This window comes from Sphingobacterium phlebotomi (genome assembly GCF_008180195.1).
Classification (GTDB): Bacteria; Bacteroidota; Bacteroidia; order Sphingobacteriales; family Sphingobacteriaceae; genus Sphingobacterium; species Sphingobacterium phlebotomi.
Genome location: NZ_VTAV01000014.1, coordinates 107,113 through 129,399, shown reverse-complemented (window position 1 = coordinate 129,399; position 22,287 = coordinate 107,113). Strand labels below are relative to the sequence as shown.

General features: G+C 41.6%; 19 protein-coding genes. 12 read left to right on the top strand and 7 right to left on the bottom strand.

Annotation, left to right across the window (positions count from 1 at the left end):
• Positions 1-319: 319 nt before the first annotated feature.
• Genes FXV77_RS17080 through FXV77_RS17065 form a run of 4 tightly spaced genes read left to right on the top strand, consistent with a single transcriptional unit; the run spans position 320 to position 5,089 of the window.
• Positions 320-1,750, top strand: coding sequence for a PQQ-dependent sugar dehydrogenase (locus FXV77_RS17080; RefSeq protein ID WP_246162503.1), 1,431 nt, complete (start codon positions 320-322; stop codon positions 1,748-1,750).
• Between the two features lie 6 nt (positions 1,751-1,756).
• Positions 1,757-2,989: an Nramp family divalent metal transporter gene (locus FXV77_RS17075; protein ID WP_148920451.1), complete on the top strand. Its 1,233-nt coding sequence runs from the start codon at positions 1,757-1,759 to the stop codon at positions 2,987-2,989.
• Between the two features lie 10 nt (positions 2,990-2,999).
• On the top strand, positions 3,000-4,022 hold the full coding sequence (locus FXV77_RS17070; protein WP_148920450.1) for an NAD-dependent epimerase/dehydratase family protein: 1,023 nt from the start codon (positions 3,000-3,002) through the stop codon (positions 4,020-4,022).
• The gene (locus FXV77_RS17065) at positions 4,022-5,089 is read left to right on the top strand and encodes a dihydrodipicolinate synthase family protein (RefSeq protein ID WP_148920449.1); all 1,068 of its coding nucleotides are present in this window, start codon (positions 4,022-4,024) and stop codon (positions 5,087-5,089) included. The genes FXV77_RS17070 and FXV77_RS17065 overlap by 1 nt, the downstream gene beginning before the upstream one ends.
• A 43-nt stretch (positions 5,090-5,132) precedes the next feature.
• Here the strand turns inward: FXV77_RS17065 and FXV77_RS17060 are convergent, their stop codons facing one another.
• Together FXV77_RS17060 and FXV77_RS17055 are read right to left on the bottom strand one after the other, a co-directional pair.
• Entirely contained in the window at positions 5,133-6,383 is a 1,251-nt protein-coding gene (locus FXV77_RS17060; protein ID WP_148920448.1) for a cation:proton antiporter, read from the bottom strand.
• Positions 6,384-6,392: 9 nt separating this feature from the next.
• Positions 6,393-6,875 carry a cation:proton antiporter regulatory subunit gene (locus FXV77_RS17055; RefSeq protein WP_148920447.1) on the bottom strand — a complete coding sequence of 161 codons (483 nt, stop codon included), beginning with the start codon at positions 6,873-6,875 and terminating at the stop codon, positions 6,393-6,395.
• A 142-nt stretch (positions 6,876-7,017) separates the two neighbouring features.
• Between FXV77_RS17055 and recJ the strand changes: the two genes are divergently transcribed.
• The 4 genes from recJ to FXV77_RS17035 are packed head-to-tail and all read left to right on the top strand — an operon-like array spanning position 7,018 to position 12,138.
• Positions 7,018-8,712 (top strand): single-stranded-DNA-specific exonuclease RecJ, encoded by a 1,695-nt coding sequence (gene recJ / locus FXV77_RS17050; RefSeq protein ID WP_148920446.1) that lies wholly within the window; start codon positions 7,018-7,020, stop codon positions 8,710-8,712.
• A gap of 33 nt (positions 8,713-8,745) precedes the next feature.
• Positions 8,746-9,480: an LPS export ABC transporter ATP-binding protein gene (gene lptB / locus FXV77_RS17045; protein ID WP_148920445.1), complete on the top strand. Its 735-nt coding sequence runs from the start codon at positions 8,746-8,748 to the stop codon at positions 9,478-9,480.
• Between the two features lie 25 nt (positions 9,481-9,505).
• Positions 9,506-11,020 carry a GH3 auxin-responsive promoter family protein gene (locus FXV77_RS17040; RefSeq protein ID WP_148920444.1) on the top strand — a complete coding sequence of 505 codons (1,515 nt, stop codon included), beginning with the start codon at positions 9,506-9,508 and terminating at the stop codon, positions 11,018-11,020.
• 50 nt (positions 11,021-11,070) lie between these two features.
• Positions 11,071-12,138, top strand: a complete 1,068-nt coding sequence (locus FXV77_RS17035; protein ID WP_148920443.1) for a branched-chain amino acid aminotransferase — start codon at positions 11,071-11,073, stop codon at positions 12,136-12,138.
• A 28-nt stretch (positions 12,139-12,166) separates the two neighbouring features.
• Here the strand turns inward: FXV77_RS17035 and miaA are convergent, their stop codons facing one another.
• The 4 genes from miaA to pdxA form a co-directional block, all read right to left on the bottom strand.
• Complete coding sequence (gene miaA / locus FXV77_RS17030; RefSeq protein ID WP_148920442.1) at positions 12,167-13,066, bottom strand: tRNA (adenosine(37)-N6)-dimethylallyltransferase MiaA; 900 nt, start codon at positions 13,064-13,066, stop codon at positions 12,167-12,169.
• Positions 13,066-13,647 carry an IS1096 element passenger TnpR family protein gene (locus FXV77_RS17025; RefSeq protein ID WP_148920441.1) on the bottom strand — a complete coding sequence of 194 codons (582 nt, stop codon included), beginning with the start codon at positions 13,645-13,647 and terminating at the stop codon, positions 13,066-13,068. The genes miaA and FXV77_RS17025 overlap by 1 nt, the downstream gene beginning before the upstream one ends.
• Positions 13,648-13,711: 64 nt before the next feature.
• Positions 13,712-15,130: a CCA tRNA nucleotidyltransferase gene (locus FXV77_RS17020; protein WP_148920440.1), complete on the bottom strand. Its 1,419-nt coding sequence runs from the start codon at positions 15,128-15,130 to the stop codon at positions 13,712-13,714.
• A 69-nt stretch (positions 15,131-15,199) separates the two neighbouring features.
• On the bottom strand, positions 15,200-16,255 hold the full coding sequence (gene pdxA, locus FXV77_RS17015; RefSeq protein WP_148920439.1) for a 4-hydroxythreonine-4-phosphate dehydrogenase PdxA: 1,056 nt from the start codon (positions 16,253-16,255) through the stop codon (positions 15,200-15,202).
• A 162-nt stretch (positions 16,256-16,417) separates the two neighbouring features.
• Here pdxA and rsmA point away from each other — a divergent pair, with 162 nt between their 5' ends.
• The 3 genes from rsmA to FXV77_RS17000 are packed head-to-tail and all read left to right on the top strand — an operon-like array spanning position 16,418 to position 19,299.
• A complete protein-coding gene (rsmA, locus tag FXV77_RS17010; protein ID WP_148920438.1) occupies positions 16,418-17,212 on the top strand; it encodes a 16S rRNA (adenine(1518)-N(6)/adenine(1519)-N(6))-dimethyltransferase RsmA in 795 nt (264 codons plus the stop codon).
• Positions 17,175-18,356: an FAD-dependent monooxygenase gene (locus FXV77_RS17005; RefSeq protein ID WP_246162502.1), complete on the top strand. Its 1,182-nt coding sequence runs from the start codon at positions 17,175-17,177 to the stop codon at positions 18,354-18,356. Before rsmA ends, FXV77_RS17005 begins: the two co-directional genes overlap by 38 nt.
• A gap of 7 nt (positions 18,357-18,363) precedes the next feature.
• On the top strand, positions 18,364-19,299 hold the full coding sequence (locus FXV77_RS17000; protein ID WP_148920437.1) for an NAD(P)-dependent oxidoreductase: 936 nt from the start codon (positions 18,364-18,366) through the stop codon (positions 19,297-19,299).
• On the opposite strand, the gene FXV77_RS16995 is transcribed toward FXV77_RS17000, so the two are convergent.
• Entirely contained in the window at positions 19,268-20,137 is an 870-nt protein-coding gene (locus tag FXV77_RS16995; RefSeq protein ID WP_148920436.1) for a UbiA prenyltransferase family protein, read from the bottom strand. The genes FXV77_RS17000 and FXV77_RS16995 overlap by 32 nt on opposite strands.
• A 153-nt stretch (positions 20,138-20,290) precedes the next feature.
• Here FXV77_RS16995 and acs point away from each other — a divergent pair, with 153 nt between their 5' ends.
• The gene (gene acs, locus FXV77_RS16990) at positions 20,291-22,210 is read left to right on the top strand and encodes an acetate--CoA ligase (protein ID WP_148920435.1); all 1,920 of its coding nucleotides are present in this window, start codon (positions 20,291-20,293) and stop codon (positions 22,208-22,210) included.
• Positions 22,211-22,287: the final 77 nt, after the last annotated feature.

Sequence of the window (22,287 nt, the reverse complement as noted above, 5' to 3'; positions counted from 1 at the left end):
AATAAACATCACTTAGTTAAGGAATCGTTATTTTGATTAAGTCAAACCGATTACAACTAATATTTGTATACAAAAAACATTATTTTTTGTATATTAATTTTAAATATTATAGATTTGGTTAAATTAATAAAAATAGAAACACACCATACAAACCAACGCACAAAGCAATAACAAAAAAATAAAAGGTATGGGATTTTCTTTTTGTTAGGGGTCTTATTAAAACCAACATATGAAGCCACAAAATATATATATTGGATTCACTACCATAATCTTGTTTCTTTTCTCCTGCAGGCAGGGATCTGAAAAAGAGCTCCCTGTAATGAACAGCATTCAATTGGAGAATAGCATCCTATCATTAACAAAAGAAGCAACAAACCTCAACGTCCCTTGGGATCTACAATATGACCGTATTAACGATGCCATTTTATTTTCCGAGATTGGAGGAGCTATCCGCAGACTCGACATAAAAAGTAAACAGGTTTTATTGATAGATAGCATACCAGATGTTTACCAGCAGCGGACATTAGGCCTATTGGGCATGGCGCTTTATCAACCAGAAAACGAGCAGGCCTATCTATACCTTTCCTATACCAGTAAAAAAGATAGTTCAATTTTTTCAAATCTTTATCGTTATAACTATAACCCGACTGGCAGATTATCAAATCCTGTACAGTTATTGCAAATTCCGGGAAATACCGGACATAACGGTTCCCGAATAGTCATATCCCCCGACAAAAAGGTTTATTGGGCTACCGGAGATGCAGCAACAGATACATATGCCCAAGATAGCACATCTCTTAATGGTAAAATACTACGACTTAATCTGGATGGCAGTATCCCAAAGGATAATCCTATTGCCAACAGCTATGTATACGCATGGGGCTTTAGAAACATGCAAGGTTTGACGTATAGCACTGAAGGCATCCTTTACACCTCGGAACATGGTGATGCAATTGAAGATGAAATCAATCTCATCCTTCCACTTAAAAATTATGGCTGGCCACTTATCGAAGGAATGATTGATACAGAAAAGGAAAAAGCAAAAGTGAAAACGTTGGCTATTGAAGAACCGATTAAATCTTGGACACCGGTCGTCGCTCCCGCGGGATTAGCCTATTACGGTTCAGATGTTATTCCAGAGTGGAAAAAAAGCTTATTACTGACAACATTAAAAAACCAGTCGCTCCGCATCCTATCGCTATCGGACGACGGTCATCGTATTATTGACGAACAGGTTCTATTCCAAGACCAGCTCGGTCGATTACGGTCTGTCATCACCTTGCCTAATGGTGACATCTATTTTTGTTCTAGCAATAGAGATTGGAACCCACAAAAGGGTTTTCCCAAGCAAGAGGACGATGTGATTTACCGATTGCGCGTCAGTGAGAAAACCCATGCTCCTATTTTACATCCACAAAGCGTCGATACACAACCGGCGGCTAAAGACGGACACGCCTTATATGAGGCGTATTGCACATCCTGCCACAAAAGTGACGGGGAGGGATTGACGAATACATTTCCGCCCCTAGCAAAGTCCAATACTGTCAATGGCGACGAAAAGGCACTCTTACAAATTATTCTGCACGGTGTGCAAGAAAAAAACATGGAAAGCATTAAATATGAAGGGGCTATGCCGGGTTTTTCTTTCTTAACGGACGCGGAAATCATCACGATTGCAAATTATATCCGCACGAACTTTGGTAACAATGCAGGCAAAATCGAATCCAGTTCATTAACGTCTTTAAGGTAGTTCTCCATGAAAAACAACAATAGTAAAAAAGAAAGCTTTTTTAAAAATTGGTTCTCCATCTTAGGCCCAGGCATCATTACAGCGGCGCTTGTCTTTGGTCCGAGCAAAATGACCATCACATCCAAAATGGGAACAGATTATGGCCTTTCCCTTTTATGGGTTGTTGTCATTGCTATCTTTTTCATGATGGTGTTTACCGATATGGGCACCAGAATCGGCATAGCGCAAAACGAAACGCTGTTGAAATTAATTCGCAGTAAATTTGGAAAAATAGCCTCCATTGTCATCGGGTTGGGAATCTTCTTGGTAGCTACATCTTTTCAATCGGGGAATGCTACGGGTGTCTCCATAGCCATTTCCGAGGCGACAGGAACGAATCCGAAGCTATGGATTATTGTTTTTAATGCTATGGGCATCTTGCTGTTATTTTTCAAATCATTATACCGTATGCTAGAAAAACTGATGTTAGCTTTTATTATATTGATGCTATTCGCTTTTTTATCTACCGCAATTATGGTACAAACGCCTATATCTGTATTCATAAAGGGGTTTATTCCATCAATTCCTCCAGCCTCCCTCGGACTGATTATCGCATTTATAGCGTCATGCTTCTCTGTAGTCGGCGCATTTTATCAAAGTTATCTCGTACAAGCTAGACGGAAATTATCTAAAGAACCCCAGAATGCTGGACGTCAACGACAAGGAAGCCGTGTGGGCATCCTGCTTTTAGGTATTATGAGTGCGGCTGTAATGATATCTGCCGCCAACACACTTCATCCATTGGGTATACAGTTAAATTCGGCGGCTGATATGGGCAAAGCACTCGAACCACTCTTGGGATCCTATGCATCGTATCTTTTTTTTATCGGATTATTCGGCGCTTCTTTTTCTTCTTTGATTGGAAACGCCGTATTAGGCGGATCATTACTGGGTGATACGTTCGGCTATGGCAACAATCTTGATCATCCCGTAGTGAAGTTCTTCATATCACTTGTCATGATTTTTGGTTCTATTATAGCCCTTGTATTCGGAAAGCTCCCGTTAGAACTGATTGTCTTTGCACAAAGTATTACCATCTTTCTTGTTCCTTTTATTGGAACACTCATGTTCCTGATAGCAAACGACGAAAAAATTATGGGTAACCATAGGAATAACCCGCTCACCAAAGCCTGGGCAATGCTCGGACTGCTTATGCTCGTTACACTTGCCATTAGCAATGCACACGATCTGTTAACTTAAACAACAACATATGCATTACGGAAATTTAAAACAACTTGAAGAAGATCTCTTAGCACCCTCGGCCGCGTTGATTGCTGACATACAAAGAATCCAGGGTGATATTATGTTCTTGGGTATCGGAGGGAAAATGGGGCCAAGTATGGCAACATTGGCGGTACGGGCAATACGAGCGGCCGGAATCGAAAAAAAGGTTATCGGTGTTTCTCGATTTTCGGATAAGAACGTAGAACAATCTTTGAATATACTGGGAATCGAAACAATTGCATGTGACCTGCTAGATCAAGGTCAGTTACAAAAACTTCCCCAGATACCGAACATCATCTATTTGGCAGGACATAAATTTGGCACAACAGGCAATGAAAACTTCACCTGGGCCATGAATACCTTTTTACCAGGTATGGTCGCTTCTCATTTCAAAGCATCAAACATAGTTGCTTTTTCTTCGGGAAATGTACTGCCCTTTGTCCCCGTGACCGATGGCGGCATTTCAGAGGAAACAACACCCGAACCCATCGGAGAATATGCACAATCATGCCTTGGGCGAGAGCGTATATTTGAATATTTCTCTAAAAAGAATGGAACACCTACACTTATCTATCGGTTGAACTATGCAGTTGATTTTCGTTACGGCGTATTAGTAGAAATCGCAAAAGCTGTCAAAGAACAACGTCCGATTGATTTAACCAGCCAAAACGTCAATGTAATCTGGCAAGGTGATGCCAACGAGATCGCATTGCGCTCACTCTTACATTGTACATCTCCTGCTAAAATATTAAATGTTACCGGGCCGGAAATATTATCTACTCGCTGGATTGCAGAACGTTTTGGAGAGCTTTTCAACATAACACCAACATTCGTGAATCAGGCAGCGGAAACCGCTTTGCTCAACAACGCATCTGAATGTCACCGCTTATTTGGATATCCGAAGACGACAATCCGCGAAGCTATTGATATCACCGCGAAATGGCTCATAGAAGGTGGAGATTTATGGAACAAAGACACACATTTTCAAGAAAGAAAGGGGAAATTCTAATGAAAAAACTATCAGCAGAGCTTGTAAAGCACTTATGGGCTGGCGTAGTCATTCCTGCCCACCCATTGGCATTAAATGAAGATCGAAGCATAAACGAATATCATCAACGTCTTTTAACGCAATATTATATAGCAAGTGGTGCGGGTGGTATCGCAGTGGCGGTACACTCCACACAATTTGAAATTCGAGATCCCGAGTTCAACTTATTCGAAACGGTTTTAAAATGGACAAGTGAAGAGATAGCGAAAGCAACCTTACAGGGACCGTTTGTCAAGATCGCCGGTATCTGTGGTTCAACGGAGCAAGCTATTCAAGAAGCACATACCGCTATCCACTACGGGTATGACATCGGATTATTGAGTATGGGAGGACTACAGGACTGGACCGAAGCGGCTATATTGGATAGGGTTAGGGAGGTAGCGGCCGTTATTCCGGTGTTTGGATTTTACCTACAACCCTCCGTTGGCGGCCGTGTTTTCAGTTATGCATTCTGGAGCGAATTTGTAAAAATCGAAAATGTGGTCGCTATCAAGTGTGCTTCTTTCAACCGCTACCAAACACTTGACGTCATGCGTGCATTAGCCAACTCCGGTCGTCACGACAAGATTGTCATGTATACGGGAAATGATGATAACATTGTCAACGACTTAATGACAACCTATCGCTTTCCGATAGGCGAGAAGCACGTGACCATCGACTTCAAAGGGGGGTTATTAGGGCATTGGGCTGTATGGACAAATAAAGCGGTAACACTGCTGGAAGAAGTAAAGGAATATAAAAAGAACCCTCAAAATCAGACGGCAAACTCGTTATTACGTAAAGCTATCGCCATCACAGATAGTAATGCTGCTTTTTTTGACCCAGCACATGATTTTCATGGTTGTATTCCGGGCATCCACGAGGTACTCCGTCGACAAGGATTAATGAAAGGCGTCTGGTGTCTTAATCCGAACGAAGTACTTTCGCCTGGACAAAAAGAAGAAATAGATCGCGTGTATAGAGATTATCCTGAATTAAACGACGATGCCTTTGTCGCCGATTTCCTACAAAAAAAACATCATTTATAAAAAGCTATATTACTTATACCTAGGCATCCAAAAGTCAAGAAGCCTAGGTATCTATATTACCAGCTGACCCCTCCAATTGTTCTAATGTCTTTTTCTGTTTTAGAGGAGTAACGTCTTTTCCGAACAGCGCACTCCACAACGTACGTGACTCTTTCGTCAATAAGGGTGACACGATAGATAAGATAAGCACATAAACAACAACAAAAGATTGGAGGATGGGGAGCAAGCCCCCCGCTTTTCCAATATTTGCCATAATAATAGAAAACTCTCCCCTCGCGGAAAGCGTAAATCCAATATCAAATGAAGCTTTAGGTTTTCTACCAGAAAATCTTGCCGCAAAATAACCTGACGCCACATTACAAACGACGGTAATGGCCGCAGCCAGTGTAGCCCATCCTACAGCACCGCCCAAGGTGTACATATCAATAGAAAGCCCAAAGCTAAAAAAGAACATCGCACCGAAGAAATCACGATAGGGAGCGATCATCCCCTCAATTTTCTTAATATAGCGGGAATCTGCAAACACCAGCCCTGCCATCAATGCGCCGATAGCTTCCGCCACATGTATCGTTTCTGAAAAGCCCGCAATGATAAACAGCAGGCTGAATATAATCAAGATAAACAGCTCGGGCGATTTGTCCTGTAGCAACCTATCAATAATAGGAACAAGTTTCCTACCGAGTATCAAAAACGTCAGAATAAAACCTAGCGCTAGTAAGGATGTCCCTAACACAGACCAAAAAGACGTGCCTCCGGTTAGAATCAAACCCGAAAGAAAAGATATATGCATAGCGATAAACAAATCGTCAAACATAATCATTCCCATGATAATTTCGGTTTCGGGATTCGCTGTCCGCTTTAAATCAGTCAGTACTTTCGCAACTATTGCGGTGGAGGAACTGGTCATCACGCCACATAGCACCATCATTTCTTTAAAAGGAAGATCCATGAGCCACCCGATCAATACACCCGATATAAAATTCAGGAACACGTAAATCATTCCTCCGGTAACAATGGATTTCCCCGACTGCATTAATCTTCCTACGGAAAATTCCAGTCCCAAGTAAAATAACAGGAAAAGTACCCCTAAGCGCCCCATGAAATCTATAAAAGGCTTGCTCTCCGTAAACGTGAGGTCAATATGTCCAAATTGAGGGGCATGTTGACCAACTACCATACCGATTATTATAAAAAATGGTATCACCGAAAATCGCAACCTGTTTGCCAGCAAACCAACAATGGCGACCAGCAATACAGCGATACCAACTTCTAATATTAAGGTATGTGATAGCATAGGGTGAATTTAGGATGTTAGGATTTCTTTCAATAATTTTATATTCGCTTTCTTTCCGGCAACTACCAATGTGGTTTCCGGTGTAATTACATAGTCTGGGCCAGGATTAATGATCGTGTCCTCTTCTTTGATAGCAGCGATGATCGATGCTCCTGTACGTTGCCGGACTCCCAATTCCCCGATACTTTTGTTGACACCATCGCTAGAAGGCCCTACTTTGTACCATTCAATCCGCAAATCGTCCAATGCTAGTTCCATGGTCTCCAACGCTTTCGGCTTATACGACAACCCTCCGATAATACCCGCTACCTGGCGGGATTCTTCATCCGAAAGTGTCATAACACAATGTGTCTCACTATCGTCACTTTCAAAACGATAAAGTTCGCGTTTGCCATCATCGTGGATAACAACTACCATTTGGTCACCAGCTTCCGTCTCAATTTGGTACTTCTTACCGATACCAATCAAGTCGCTTTCTCTAACTATTGACATAGCAAAAAAATTAAATACAACGTTCGTATTCCTCAGAACACTTGTCTCAAGCAAAACTAACAAAAATATCCCAAACCGCCTTCCTTATTAGGTAAACCCATTTACAAAATGTATATTTACACGTTAATACAACGGCAACGATATGCAAAAAAGATGGGTGGTTAAGCCAAAAAACAATGTTCAAAAAACCAACAAACTGTGTGATGAGTTGGGTATAAACGCTGTAATAGCAGAACTACTTCTTAACCGTGATATCGAAACCTATCAGCAGGCCAAGCATTTTTTTCGCCCGAGCTTTGATTTATTACACGATCCTTTTCTGATGAAAGATATGGATAAAGCCATATCCCGAATTGAAAGAGCAATCGGCAACAAGGAAAAAATTTTGATATACGGCGATTATGATGTCGATGGTACTACTGCTGTTTCGGTTGTCTATAGTTTTTTTCGTGACTTCCATTCGGGGTTGGAATTTTATATCCCCGACCGATACCTAGAGGGGTACGGCATCTCCTTCACAGGGATTGACTATGCAGCGGAAAATGGCTTCTCTTTGATTATTGCGCTAGATTGTGGTATTAAAGCCATTGAAAAAATCAATTATGCAAAAGCTAAAGGGATTGATTTCATCATTGGGGATCATCATTTGCCCGGCAGCACTATTCCAGACGCCGTGGCAGTATTGGATCCTAAAAGGGTTGATTGCCCCTATCCCTACAAAGAACTATCGGGATGCGGTATAGGTTTTAAATTAATCCAAGCTTTTGTTCAAAAAAACGACATGGATACGCAGCTTGCCTACCAATACCTTGATTTGGTGGCTGTGAGCATTGCTTCAGACATTGTACCGATTACAGGAGAAAACCGGGTACTTACTCATTTTGGACTCAAAAAATTAAACACCAACCCCAGCTGTGGACTCCAAGCACTCATTAACCTCTCCTCCAATAAAAGTGGACATTTTTCCGTAGGAGATATCGTTTTTCAGATCGGTCCGCGTATCAATGCCGCCGGACGTATCGAACATGCAAAAGATGCCGTGAAACTATTGATTTCAAAATCGCTGGCAGAGGCCGAAGCTTATTCGACGACTGTTGATGACCAGAATACCGTGCGCAAAGGTTTTGACTTCAAGATAACCGAGGAAGCGTTGGATATCCTTGATAACGATGAGGTATTAAAACAACGCAAATCCACTGTGCTTTTTAAAGCAGATTGGCACAAAGGCGTGATCGGCATTGTGGCTTCGCGCTTGACAGAAAAGTACTACCGACCAACAGTTATACTCACACAAACCAATGGGCATATTGCCGGTTCGGCACGTTCCGTATTGGGTTTTGACCTTTATGAAGCGTTGAGTGAATGTGCAGATTTGTTAGATCAGTATGGCGGACATAAATATGCAGCGGGTCTCACGATGCGCGTAGAAAATGTACCGGCATTTCAAGAAAAATTCGAAGCAGTAGTACAAAACAGTATTACACCCGAAATGCTCCAACAGGAAGTACGCATAGAAACGGAGCTAAATCTTAAAAACATCGACAACAAATTTTACCGTCTATTAAAGCAATTTGAACCTTTTGGTCCACAGAACGAAGCTCCTGTTCTTCTCACGCGTAAAGTACAAGGATCCGGATATATCGTCGGCACAAATCACATCAAAATATCGATAAAGCAAGAAGACTCCATGTCGTTCGATTGTATAGGTTTCGGGCTAGCAGAATACATAAACCATATTAATGCAGGGCATCCATTTGATATCTGTTACACTATTGAAGAGAATAATTGGCGGGGTAAAAAGAATTTGCAATTAAATATCAAAGCAATACGATATTAAAATATATTTGTAATCAAACGGTTAACGTAACAGATGATTTTAAAGGCAGAACATTTAATCAAAAAATACAAACAACGAACAGTTGTTAATGATGTGTCTTTCCATGTCGAACAAGGCGAAATTGTCGGATTACTAGGCCCTAATGGCGCCGGGAAGACGACCTCCTTCTACATGATTGTGGGATTGATTAAACCAAACGACGGCCATGTTTTTTTAGATAACCAAGAAATCACACAAGATGCTATGTTTCAACGTGCGCAAAAGGGAATCGGTTATCTGGCACAAGAAGCATCGGTATTCCGAAAGCTATCCGTAGAAAACAACATCCTTGCCGTCCTAGAAATACACTATAAAAATAAAGAAGAACGCTTGGAGAAACTGGAAGAGCTATTAACAGAATTCAGTTTACATAGAGTCCGCAAGAACCGTGGAGATCTCTTATCAGGAGGAGAAAGACGTCGTACGGAGATAGCCCGGGCGTTAGCTGCGAATCCACATTTCATCTTATTGGATGAACCTTTTGCCGGTGTCGACCCTATCGCGGTGGAAGAGATACAAACGATTGTCTCTAAACTCAAACGGAAAAACATTGGCGTACTGATTACCGACCATAATGTACAAGAGACATTGTCCATCACCGATAGAGCTTATCTGCTGACCGAGGGAAAGATTATGTTGACGGGAACTCCCGAAGAAATCGCAGATAATGAATTAGCTCGTAAATTTTATTTGGGTCGTCATTTTGAGTTGAGAAGGAAAAAACTATAAAATTAGCGAACGGGATCCTTTACATATGGCATTACTAAATTCTCTCTTCACATGGATTATGAAAAAGCGCATTCATCAGATTGAGCTTTTCATGAAATATCCCCATGATGTACAGGAAGAATGGTTTCAAAGTTTGATTTCCACTGCGGAAGCAACGGAATGGGGTAGAAAATACGACTACAACAGCATCCTGACACCGGAACAATATAAAGATCGCGTTCCGATTCAAGACTATGATGATATTAAAGGGTATGTGGACCGCATGATCAAAGGGGAACAAAACTTAGTATGGCCTTCCGATATCAAATGGTTTGCAAAATCATCGGGCACCACCTCAGATCGCTCTAAGTTTATCCCCGTGAGTATGGAGGCTTTAGAAGATTGCCACTATCAAGGCGGGAAAGATATGCTCTCTATTTATTGCCATAACAAACCAGAAAATAAAGTCTTTACGGGAAAGTCGGTTGTGATTGGAGGATCCTCTCAGATTAATAACTTCAGCCCAGATTCTTATTATGGTGATCTGTCTTCTATTCTTATTCGAAATCTCCCTTTCTGGGCAGAATTTAAACGTACACCTAACCTGGAAGTAACTTTAAATCCGAATTTTGAAGAAAAAATCGAACAAATTGCCCAGATTACCATTAAGGAGAATGTCACTAGCCTAGCGGGCGTTCCAACATGGAATATTGTCATGGCAAAGCGAATATTGGAAATAACAGGAAAAAGCAATCTCCTGGAAGTATGGCCTAACCTCGAATTTTATGGACATGGCGGCGTAAGTTTCAAACCGTATCGGGATCTATTCAAACAACTGATTCCTTCGGATGACATGTATTATCTCGAAAACTACAATGCTTCTGAGGGATATTTTGGTCTACAGGACCAATCGGATTCAGAGGATCTCCTCCTCATGCTGGATTATGGTATTTACTACGAATTTCTGCCCATGGAACACGCTCACGAAGAACATCCACCAACACTGCGATTAGACGAGGTAGAGATTGGAAAGAATTATGCTTTAATCATATCCACGAATGCCGGATTATGGCGTTATAAAATCGGAGATACTATTAAATTCACCTCTGTATCGCCTTATCGCTTTCAAATATCCGGACGTACAAAACACTATATCAATACTTTCGGGGAAGAACTCATTGTGGATAATGCGGAGCATGCACTGCAAATAGCTTGCCGCGCAACGGATGCCATTATCCGCGACTATACGGCTGGTCCTGTTTATTTCAGAAACGGGGAGGCAGGTGCGCATGAATGGATTATTGAATTCGAGAAACAACCCCATGATTTTAAACAGTTCTGCGACGCATTAGATAACACCCTACGGGAAATCAATTCGGATTATGATGCCAAGCGCTTCAAGGATTTAGCATTAGCTTACCCCATTATCCATTGTGCTGAAAAGGATACCTTTTATAAATGGATGAAAAGCCGTGGGAAGCTCGGCGGTCAAAATAAAGTTCCCCGCCTCGCGAATGAAAGAACCTATCTTGAAGCATTGTTGAAAATAATGAATGCTTAATTATATTCATACTTTTTTCCTAAATTGCACACATTAAAAATTTTAATGTGATGAGCGATACGAATACCTATTCCATTCGCGTAGAGCCAACGAAAGAATCAAGACTCTCGCAAGTAGATTTCAGCAATTTGAAGTTTGGTGCAATCATGTCTGACCACATGTTAGTTGCCACGTATGATAACGGAGCATGGCAGGATGTGGCTGTCGTCCCTTATGGAGAGTTTACCGTCAATCCATCGATGTCTGCCTTGCATTATGGCCAAGCTATTTTTGAAGGAATTAAAGGCTATAAATTTTCTGATGGAGCAGTAAGCATATTCCGTCCGGATAAAAACTGGGAACGTTTCAACAAATCTGCGAAACGTCTTCAGATGCCGGAAGTTCCGGAAGAAATTTTTATGGACGGACTGAGAACACTATTAGACGTAGACCGTGATTGGGTTCCATCACAAGAAGGCACATCCCTCTATATCCGTCCCTTTATGTTTGCAACGGAAGCGGCATTGGGTGTTCATCCATCTAAGTCGTATACCTTTGCCATCATTACTTGTCCGGTAGGTGCTTACTACAGCAAACCGATCAGCTTAAAAGTGGAAACATATTATACACGTGCCGCAGAAGGTGGTGTTGGATTTTCGAAAAACGCAGGAAATTATGCGCTTTCTTTATACCCTACCCAGTTGGCAAACGACGAAGGCTATGACCAAATCATGTGGACAGATGCCAATGAACATAAATATGTGGAGGAAGCAGGTACAGCCAATTTGATTTTCCGTATCGGTGATACGATTATTACACCGCATGGTGATACGATTTTACATGGCGTTACCCGCCGTACGATTATGGAACTTGCCGAAAAATGGGGTTACAAAGCCGAGCAGCGTAAGGTTTCCGTACAGGAATTGATTGATGGTATTAAAGACGGCCGTGTATCAGAAGCATTTGCGGCCGGAACCGCAGCGACGGTTACGCATATCTCCAGAATTGGCTATGAAGGACAAGATTACGAATTACCTCCAGTGGAAGGGAGAGCGTTTTCCAACAAAGTATTGGATTATTTAAATCAGCTTCGTTACGGCAAAATTGATGACCCGTTTGGATGGAATTTTATTGTATAATTATTTTTTTAACGTAGGGACATAGCCCCTACGTTAAAAAAGATAAAATCCCTTGCCAATCTTCCGGCTCAAACCACACAGTATCACCATATTTTTTGAACCAGGTAATCTGTCTTTTTGCATAACGTCGGGAGTTCTGTTTTATACGGGAAATTGCTTCCTCTAAGGAAATTTCGCCATCAATAAAATCAAATATTTCAGCATAACCGACGGTCAATAACGCTGGCTTGCTTCTATATGGCAGCAACGAGCGGACTTCATCCACCAGTCCCATTTCTATCATCATGTCCACACGCAAATTTATACGGCCGTATAGCTTTTGTCGCTCCATGTTCAACCCAATGGTGACGATCTCAAACGGACGCTTGACCATTTCTCGCACACGATAGGATGAAAAAGGTTGTCCTGTAGCTTCATAAACTTCCAACGCACGGATAACTCGCTGCGGGTTTTGTATATCCGCATGGCGATAATAATCAGGGTCTATTTCTTTAAGTTTCTGTTGCAGCGGTTCCAGTCCTTCCCGTTCAAAAATATCATTCAAACGTTCGCGTACCACTGTTGGGGCTTTAGGGAGTGTATCTAGACCCTCACAAACTGCACGTACAAATAATCCCGAGCCGCCTACCATCACGACTACATCCTGCTTTTCAAATAGCATGTCAAGTAGAGACAAAACATCTCTTTCGAAATCACCCGCCGAATACTCTTCTTCAATCGTATGCGAATCGATAAAATGATGTCTTACTTCCGTAAGCTCATTTACATCCGGCTTTGCCGTTCCGATGGACATCTCCCTATAAAACTGTCTGGAATCTGCGGAAATAATCTCCGTTTTAAAATGTTTTGCTAAGGCAATACCCATAGCCGTCTTTCCTACAGCAGTAGGCCCGACCACCACGATTAATCTCTTCGCATTACCTGTCATCAATATTCATCTTCCACTCCACTAGCTCCCTCATCTTCTCCTCCTTCTTCCTCTTCACCATCAAATAAATCGAATTCTTCATCTTCGTCAACCCCGTATTCTGTATCGTCTGTTGGCAAATCTTCATCTTCATCATCATCTTCTGCAGTCGATAACGGAAAATTCGCAGCAGCCACTGGCTTAGGCACTGTTCCGACTGCTTTAAACACGCATGGGTATTCCTTACCATCCTCCTCTTTCAAAATTTTAATAAGCTCGACATGAAAGTCGTAAGGACGGTCAAAATTATAGATGTAATAAAATTTTTGGTGCGGGTCATCGATAAACTTGCTCAAACGAATACCCTCCATTTCTATCACTCCGTTGCTCTGCTTTCTCTCCGTAGGCAAAAAAGCAATCTCTGTTCCTTTCTTCCATTGGTCATTACTAACATAAAAGGAGGAAGAAACATCTGGAGTGTAACCGGTAGCGTTATGGATAGCCTGATGCAATTCTAAAAATGTAGCTTTTGAGGGCATATCTATTTCTCGATACACGTCCTCATAATCCTCAAAAGTTACTCGAAATCTGTAAATAGCCATTCTAAATCGTATCGTTTAGTTTATCGTTTATACAAAGGTTAAAATTACAATAATTTTTAAAAAATTAAAGTACCGTATTCGTTTTGGGTGATAACCCTAACTGTTTTCCTTTTTTTAAGATGAAAGACAAAGCCTCTTCACGGGAATTAGGAATTTCCCCTTCCAAAATAGCTTCTCTAATGGTGTTTTTGATTATGCCAACCGTACGTCCCGGTCCTATTCCAAAAAGTGCCATAATATCCTCTCCCGACACAGGAGGTTGCCAATTACGAATCTTATCCCGTTCTTCTACATCCTTCAACTTCTGCTTTACCAGCTCAAAATTACTGCGGTATTTTTTCTTCTTAAACTCATTCTTAGTTGTCACATCGGCATGACATAAAAGCATCAGTGCATCAATATCATCTCCGGCTTCATAGAGCAGCCGGCGTACCGCGGAGTCTGTCACAATATCTTGGGCCAACACTATCGGCCGTAGATGTAGGTGTACCAGTTTTTGGACGAATTTCATTCTATCGTGGAGCGGAAGTTTCAATTCGGCAAAAATCTTCGGCACCATCCTCGCACCACGGTCTTCGTGCCCATGAAAGGTCCACCCTACCCTTTTGTCGTATCGTTTTGTCGCGGGCTTTGCTATATCATGCATAATCGCCGCCCACCGCAACCATAAATCATCCGATAGCTCTGCTACGTTGTCTAAAACTTCCAATGTATGATAAAAATTGTCTTTATGTCCACGTCCATCTATGACATCTACTCCTTGTAAATTGTACATCGCCGGAAAAATAATTTTCAACAGCCCGGTATCGAATAGGTAGCGAAAACCAATGGATGGCTTAGATGCCATAACAATTTTATTTAATTCATCTATAATGCGCTCCTTAGAAATAATTTTAATCCGTTCTGCATTTTCTACAATAGCCTGAATTGCTTTCACGTCAATCTTAAAATTAAGTTGTGTGGCAAAGCGAATGGCACGCATCATGCGTAACGGATCATCCGAAAATGTGATAGCCGGGTCGAGCGGTGTTCGAATAATGCGGTTTTGAATATCCTCTACCCCCCCAAAAGGATCTAACAGTTCGCCAAAACGCTCGGCATTCAAACAGTACGCCATAGCATTAATCGTAAAATCCCTGCGGTATTGATCATCTTCAAGCGTACCATCCTCTACAATAGGTTTTCTAGAGTTGGAACGATAAGATTCTTTACGGGCACCTACAAATTCCAAATTGATACCATCATGTGCCAACATCGCTGTTCCAAAACTTTTGTAGACGGCGACATTAGTATGTAGAATTTCGCCAAGCTTAGAAGCAAAATCAATCCCACTCCCAATCACAACCAAATCAACATCGTTTTTAAAGGACCGTCTCATGATGCAATCACGAACATAACCACCAACTACATAGCATTTGACCTTTTCTTTATCCGCTAAATCTCTGATGATTTGAAAAATAGGATGTTGTAAATTTTCTCGCATAGCTTCTTCTCTAGGCTCAACGCCAACAGCGGGCAAAAATACAGATTATTTCGTACAAACTGCTCCCTACTAATCCCTATCTTTTGACAAGCGACGAAACGGGAGAGGATTGGCAACGAGCTCTTCTTGCTCCCGACGACGTTTTACGATATGAACAGCAGAAAAAATCGCTTCTAGAAAAGATTCATGGGAGGCCATATTTTTCCCAGCAATGTCATACCCTGTTCCATGATCTGGAGATGTCCGGACAATAGGTAATCCTGCCGTATAGTTGACTCCTTTACGAGAAGCAATATGTTTAAAAGGGATCAAGCCCTGATCGTGATACATCGCTAAAACACCATCAAATTTGGTATACGTATCGCTTGCAAAAAAACCATCGGCCGGGTAAGGCCCAAAACAGAAAATTCCTTCTTCTTTTGCCTTTTGGATAGTCGGCGCAATAATCTCTTCATCTTCCGTACCGATTAATCCATTATCTCCCGCATGGGGATTTAATCCCAGTACCGCTATTTTGGGTTTCTCTATCCAAAAGTCTTTTTTTAGACTTTCGTTCATCATCCGTAATTTCTGTAAAATAGCATCTCCTGTTATCGTTCCCGCAATTTCCTTCACAGGAATATGCCCTGTAACAACCCCTATACGAAGCTCCTCAGCAATCATAAACATCAAAACATCTGGCGCTTCCATCTTGGATTGCAAATATTCGGTATGCCCCGGAAAATGAAAACCGTCTTGCTGTATATTGTGTTTATTAATAGGTGCAGTGACCAACGCATCGAGTTTACCATTACGAAGGTCTTCCGAAGCCCTTTCCAAAGAAAGAAAGGCATATTTCCCTCCGATTTCGTTTTGCTCGCCCAATGTAATCTTCACATCTTCTTGCCAACAATTAATCATGTTGGCACGTTTAGGATTCGCTTGGTCCGGATGATGGATAACATTAAAACTAAAATCCTGTACGCCGATCGCTTTTCGGTGGAATGAAGCAACTTTAGTATTGCCATAAACAACCGGTGTGAAGTAATCCAACACCCGACTATCCATCAACGATTTGATAATCACTTCTAATCCGATGCCGTTTACATCCCCTATGGTAATACCTATTTTTAGTTTTTCACTCATTTTCCGAAAGCTTTGAATCAAAATTACAAAATTTAGGGTAAATAAAAAGCTTTCTTGCCGTTGACCCGAAAAGATAGGCTTTTCCCTCTATAGGTAACTTTGAATCACACAGAAAATTGCATAATAATGTTTAATTTTGCTTTCTAACATCCCAAACAACGAATGAGTACTGTACGCGCAAAGAAACACTTAGGACAACACTTTCTAAACGATAAACATGCTGCACAGAAGATTGTGGAAGCCCTTGAGCCTGCTTTGGGTTTTAAACAGGTATTAGAAGTTGGTCCCGGCATGGGCGTGTTATCTGATTTTCTACTTCAAAAAGACACCTATGAAACCTGGCTGATTGATGTAGATGAGGAATCCATTGCATTTCTTGCTGACAAATATTCACAATTGGGTAACAAGCTTATTCATGGCGACTTTCTTACATTGGATTTCGATCAATTTTTTGGAGATAAGATGGCAGTCATCGGAAATTTCCCTTATAATATCTCTTCGCAGATTCTGTTTAAGGTTTTGGAGGAGCGCGGGCGTGTGGTGCAGATGGTTGGGATGTTCCAAAAAGAGGTTGCCGAGCGCTGTGTGGCAAAACCGGGCAGCAAAGAATACGGTATTCTGAGTGTGTTCTTACAAGCTTATTATAATGTGCAGTATCTTTTTACTGTAAAAGCAGGTGCGTTTAACCCGCCTCCCAAAGTACTTTCCGGTGTTATTAAAATGACAAGGAATGACCGTAATACACTAGACTGTGATGAAAAACTATTTTGGCGTGTCGTAAAAGCGGCTTTCAACCAACGCCGCAAAACGTTACGAAACGCCTTATCTGCCGTTGTTCTAAAAGACAACATGAGCGACAATCCGTTGTATGAGCTCCGGGCAGAGCGATTATCGGTCGAAGATTTTGTTACCCTAACAAATGAAATTGCAAATGCCATACACCAAAACAATAGATAGTGATTTCGCCATAGTAGGTGGTGGTGTAGCAGGCCTTGCCATGGCTATAGCTTTTCAACAAATTGACAAAGATTTTGTGCTTTTTGAGCAGGCAAAGAAACTAAAGGGAATAGGCGCAGGATTTGGGCTAGCAGCAAATGCTATGCGTGCTTTAGATTTACTTAGCCTCAGAACTGAAATAGAACAAATAGGTTATTACTTGGATAGCTACCATATTTTAGATCATAAAGGGGGGCTTTTGGTATCTCCGGACACCCATGCCATCAGTGAAAAGTACGAACAACGAAATTTTGCCATTCATCGTGCAGATTTACACCTATTCCTGTTGTCAAAAATCAAAAATCAAAAATTACAACTAAGCAAAAAAGCTATCCGATTAGAACAACATGTAGGTGCTGTGACTCTGTTTTTTGAAGATGGCACCCAGCATACATCCCGATTTTTAATTATCGCTGACGGCGTGAAATCCCCACTCCGTCAACAACTCATACCTTCCTCCATACCTCGCTATTCAGGATATACGTGCTGGCGTGCAACCATTGACAATGCCGAGATAGCATTAGATAAGGGGACGGAAACGTGGGGAAAATTAGGACGATTTGGAATGACTCCGCTAACCAATAATCGCATCTATTGGTATGCATGTATAAACACTACGCCTGATAACCCTATATATCGCAGCTATAAAGTCAACGATTTATTAAGACACTTTCAATCGTACCATGATCCTATTCCTGCTATTTTGGCGCAGACCAAAGATAGCGAGTTGATTTGGAATGACATTATAGATATAAAACCACTTAAACATCTAGCTTATGATAATATCCTCTTTATTGGCGATGCAGGACACGCTACCACGCCCAATATGGGACAAGGAGCTTGCCAAGCTTTAGAGGACGTTGCTGTTCTATTGGATGAATTAAAACTAGAAAAGACTACGAAGGAAGCGTTCTCTTCGTTTGAAAAAAGAAGATTATCCCGGACAAAATATATTACGGATACTTCCAAGCGGATTGGTGAAATAGCCCAATGGGATAACCCCGTATTCATCACGATACGCAATCTGCTGATGAAACTTATGCCTGCCAGATTGGCTCAAAAGAACCTGGACAAATTATTATCTGTGGATTTCATGAAATATTAGCTAGAAAATGGATATTCTTATTGTAGACGATATACACCATATATTATTAGACAAACTGAATCAAGCCGGAATTTCTTATGATTACCAACCGGGTTTCAGCAGAGCGGATACCGAAAATGTTATCCAACACTACACGGGACTGATTATTCGTTCCAAATTTCAGGTTGACGAATCTTTTCTTGATCTCGCCCCCGACCTACAGTTTATCGCCCGTCCAGGCGCAGGGATGGACAATATCGATGAGGAATATGCCACATCAAAAGGTATTCGTCTCTTTTCGGCGAATGACGGCAATAAAGATGCTGTCGGCGAACACATGATTGGCATGCTGCTGGCTTTAATGAATAACCTGAACCGCGGACATCGAGAAGTGTGTACCGGACAATGGTGCAGGGAAGAAAACCGCGGATATGAATTAAAAGGAAGAACAGTAGCACTCATTGGATATGGTCATAATGGACAAGCAATGGCGAAAAAACTTTCGGGTTTTGAGGTCAATGTCATTGCGTATGACAAATACAAAACGGGTTTCTCCGATATCTATGCCAAAGAGGTTTCGATGGAAGAAGTTGTCCGCCAAGCCGATGTATTAAGTTTTCATATTCCGCTGACACGTGAAACTAGAGCCATGGTAAACGATGAATACCTGTTTCATTTCCGCAAACCCATCTTTTTTCTGATGGGTGCCAGAGGGGCTATAGTAAATATCCCATCGGTTTTGAAATACCTAGATACCGGTAAAATTTTAGGGGCAGCATTTGATGTTTTGCCCATTGAAAAATTTCCGACACTCAGCGAAACAGACTGGTACGCTGACCTAATTTCAAGGGATAACGTGTTATTAAGTCCACATGTAGCCGGATGGACATTCGACAGCTACTATAAACTGTCGGATATTATAGCCAACAAGATTATTGGATTTTATAAAAAAGATAAACAATGAAAAATTGTGCTATCAATGCAAAGTCTAATAAAAATGCGTAATGATAGCGGTTCGCGTTTCGGAACACGACCTGTTTGAGTACAACACCGATTAACAGGTTCGTGGTTAATATCCCTATCTGTACCTTCAGTTGAATAGCTGATAATAAGACAACACTGCTATGCGCTACTAAAAGCGTGTAGCACAATAAAATAGCTCTATTTGCACCAATCATATTCGGTATGGTTTTTAAATGATAATAGGAATCTTGTTGGATATCCCGGATATCAAAAGGTAGCGTGCAAATAAGCAAGAAGATAAACTTTAGCACAAAAAGCGTTTGGAATAGATGTAAATCAACCGCCACCCCATCCAAATGCATCTCAAAAACCGGCAAACACACAGAACTCAATGTCCAGACCAACGCAATATGAAAAATTTTCATACCCGGTAATTGGCGAAATCCGACCCATTTCCCGTTATACGGTATTATTGGAACCGAATACGCCACACTCATCATACCTATTCCTATCAAAAAAAATAGACTATATAAATGAATATGATAAGCGGCATATAACAAGACGATGAAGCCTACTCCACTATTCAACCATAATAGCCATTCATTCTTAAATATCCATCGTGTACGTTTATATACCGATTTCTGTGGGTTTCGAGGTTTGGAAAGCAACATACTAAAATTATACAGGAGCAAAGTTGCTGTTCCCTCTATCATCATGATGGGATAATCAAATGGAGCGCCAAAGAATAAATACGTCAATGCAGATTGTGCTATGGCAGCACCTGCGATAAGTAGGTTGGTGTAGATTAAGAAATAGTATACTTGCTTTAGCAGCTTCATCGGATATAAAAATACGAATACATAAAGTTAAAAAATTGACATTGATGGCAAAAAAAACTAAATTAGTGCTTGTATATCCAATACGGACAGCTTTCAATAAATAAATGTCTGCATTGGATAAAAGTTAATCATTTAAACGTTGCATAAAAAAACATGAACCTACAAATTAAAAGTTTTGAGGAGTATCAGGAGGCGTATAAAAATAGCGTCGAAAACCCGGAAGCATTTTGGGGAGAAATTGCGGAAAACTTCTTTTGGAAACGAAAATGGACAAACGTATTAAACTGGAACTTTACCGAACCAAATATCAAGTGGTTTGAAGGGGGGAAGCTTAACATTACCGAAAATTGCCTGGACCGCCATATCTACAGTTTGGGAGATAAACCCGCCATTATTTGGGAACCGAATGATCCAAACGAGGCACACCGAATCCTTACATACAAACAACTTTTAGAGAAAGTCGAAATATTTGCGAATGTATTAAAAAATAATAAGGTCGTTAAGGGAGATCGCGTATGTATATACCTTCCTATGGTACCGGAGCTGGTTATTGCCGTACTGGCCTGTGCACGTATTGGTGCTATCCATTCCGTTGTATTTGGTGGTTTCTCCGCCCGCTCTATCGCAGACCGCATCAACGATGCGGAATGTAAATTAGTCATTACCTCCGATGGTGGGTTCCGTGCCGGAAAAGTATTGGAGTTAAAATCTATTGTAGATGATGCCCTGATGCAATGTGAATCTGTGGAGCGTGTCATTGTGTTAACACGTACACGCACACCTATATCCATGATAAAAGGTCGTGATGTATGGTGGGAAGACGAAATTAAAAAAGTGGAAACGCAAGGAAATCCCCCTTGTCCTGCCGAAGAAATGGACGCAGAAGATCCGTTATTTGTACTTTATACATCGGGCTCTACCGGCAAACCCAAAGGAGTCGTACATACCACAGGAGGCTATATGGTTTATACCGGATACACCTTCTCTAACGTATTCCAATACCAACCCGGTGAGGTTTATTTTTGTACGGCCGACATCGGTTGGATTACAGGACATAGCTACATTGTGTACGGTCCCCTGTCACAGGGTGCCACGTCTTTAATGTTCGAAGGTACACCGACCTACCCCGATGCCGGACGTCTATGGGATATTGTCGATAAATATAAAGTGAATATCTTATATACGGCGCCTACGGCCATTCGCTCGTTAATGGCTTTTGGAGATGAATATTTGGAAGGTAAGGATCTAAGCAGTATCAAAAAACTTGGATCTGTAGGCGAACCGATAAACGAAGAAGCTTGGCATTGGTTCAATGAAAAAATCGGGAAAGGAAAAGCACCGATTACCGACACTTGGTGGCAAACAGAAAATGGCGGTATATTGATCGCACCGATGGCGGGTATCTCACCAACCATTCCGAGCTATGCGATGTTACCGCTCCCGGGTGTACAGCCGTGTTTAATGGACGAAGACGGTAAAGAAATCGAGGGCAACGATGTAACGGGAAATCTGTGCATCAAGTTTCCGTGGCCGGGTATGTTGCGCACGACTTGGGGCGACCACGAGCGATGCCGTCAAACCTATTTCTCTACCTATCCAGACAAATATTTCACGGGCGACGGCTGTTACAGAAGCCCAGAAGGGTACTATAAAATTACCGGACGCGTGGATGATGTATTGAACGTTTCCGGCCACCGTATCGGTACGGCAGAGGTGGAAAATGCGATCAATATGCACGCTGATGTAGTCGAATCGGCCATTGTCGGTTATCCACATCCGGTTAAAGGACAGGGCATTTATGCGTATGTCATTGTCGCGAACCACCACATCGACGCCGAAAGTACACGTAAGGATATTTTACAGACGATTACACGCCTGATCGGTGCGATTGCTAAACCAGATATTATTCAGTTTGTATCAGATCTACCGAAAACACGTTCGGGAAAAATTATGCGTCGCATCTTGCGCAAAATTGCAGAAGGCGAAACCGAGAATTTAGGTGACACTTCCACACTTCAAGATCCAACCGTGGTCGATGCGATCATCAAAGGAGCAGAAGAAATGAAGAAATAGCATAAAAATAAAATAGACAGCATCAAAAAAAGCCCCGACGGAATTTCCGGAGGGCACTGAAAAAGCCTCAGCATTTT

Bases quoted from the DNA above. Each gene is read 5' to 3' on its own strand.
- FXV77_RS17080 (WP_246162503.1), top strand. From the start codon at position 320: ATGAACAGCATTCAATTGGAGAATAGCATCCTATCATTAACAAAAGAA.
- FXV77_RS17075 (WP_148920451.1), top strand. From the start codon at position 1,757: ATGAAAAACAACAATAGTAAAAAAGAAAGCTTTTTTAAAAATTGGTTC.
- FXV77_RS17070 (WP_148920450.1), top strand. From the start codon at position 3,000: ATGCATTACGGAAATTTAAAACAACTTGAAGAAGATCTCTTAGCACCC.
- FXV77_RS17065 (WP_148920449.1), top strand. From the start codon at position 4,022: ATGAAAAAACTATCAGCAGAGCTTGTAAAGCACTTATGGGCTGGCGTA.
- FXV77_RS17060 (WP_148920448.1), bottom strand. From the start codon at position 6,383: ATGCTATCACATACCTTAATATTAGAAGTTGGTATCGCTGTATTGCTG.
- FXV77_RS17055 (WP_148920447.1), bottom strand. From the start codon at position 6,875: ATGTCAATAGTTAGAGAAAGCGACTTGATTGGTATCGGTAAGAAGTAC.
- recJ (WP_148920446.1), top strand. From the start codon at position 7,018: ATGCAAAAAAGATGGGTGGTTAAGCCAAAAAACAATGTTCAAAAAACC.
- lptB (WP_148920445.1), top strand. From the start codon at position 8,746: ATGATTTTAAAGGCAGAACATTTAATCAAAAAATACAAACAACGAACA.
- FXV77_RS17040 (WP_148920444.1), top strand. From the start codon at position 9,506: ATGGCATTACTAAATTCTCTCTTCACATGGATTATGAAAAAGCGCATT.
- FXV77_RS17035 (WP_148920443.1), top strand. From the start codon at position 11,071: ATGAGCGATACGAATACCTATTCCATTCGCGTAGAGCCAACGAAAGAA.
- miaA (WP_148920442.1), bottom strand. From the start codon at position 13,066: ATGACAGGTAATGCGAAGAGATTAATCGTGGTGGTCGGGCCTACTGCT.
- FXV77_RS17025 (WP_148920441.1), bottom strand. From the start codon at position 13,647: ATGGCTATTTACAGATTTCGAGTAACTTTTGAGGATTATGAGGACGTG.
- FXV77_RS17020 (WP_148920440.1), bottom strand. From the start codon at position 15,130: ATGCGAGAAAATTTACAACATCCTATTTTTCAAATCATCAGAGATTTA.
- pdxA (WP_148920439.1), bottom strand. From the start codon at position 16,255: ATGAGTGAAAAACTAAAAATAGGTATTACCATAGGGGATGTAAACGGC.
- rsmA (WP_148920438.1), top strand. From the start codon at position 16,418: ATGAGTACTGTACGCGCAAAGAAACACTTAGGACAACACTTTCTAAAC.
- FXV77_RS17005 (WP_246162502.1), top strand. From the start codon at position 17,175: ATGAAATTGCAAATGCCATACACCAAAACAATAGATAGTGATTTCGCC.
- FXV77_RS17000 (WP_148920437.1), top strand. From the start codon at position 18,364: ATGGATATTCTTATTGTAGACGATATACACCATATATTATTAGACAAA.
- FXV77_RS16995 (WP_148920436.1), bottom strand. From the start codon at position 20,137: ATGAAGCTGCTAAAGCAAGTATACTATTTCTTAATCTACACCAACCTA.
- acs (WP_148920435.1), top strand. From the start codon at position 20,291: ATGAACCTACAAATTAAAAGTTTTGAGGAGTATCAGGAGGCGTATAAA.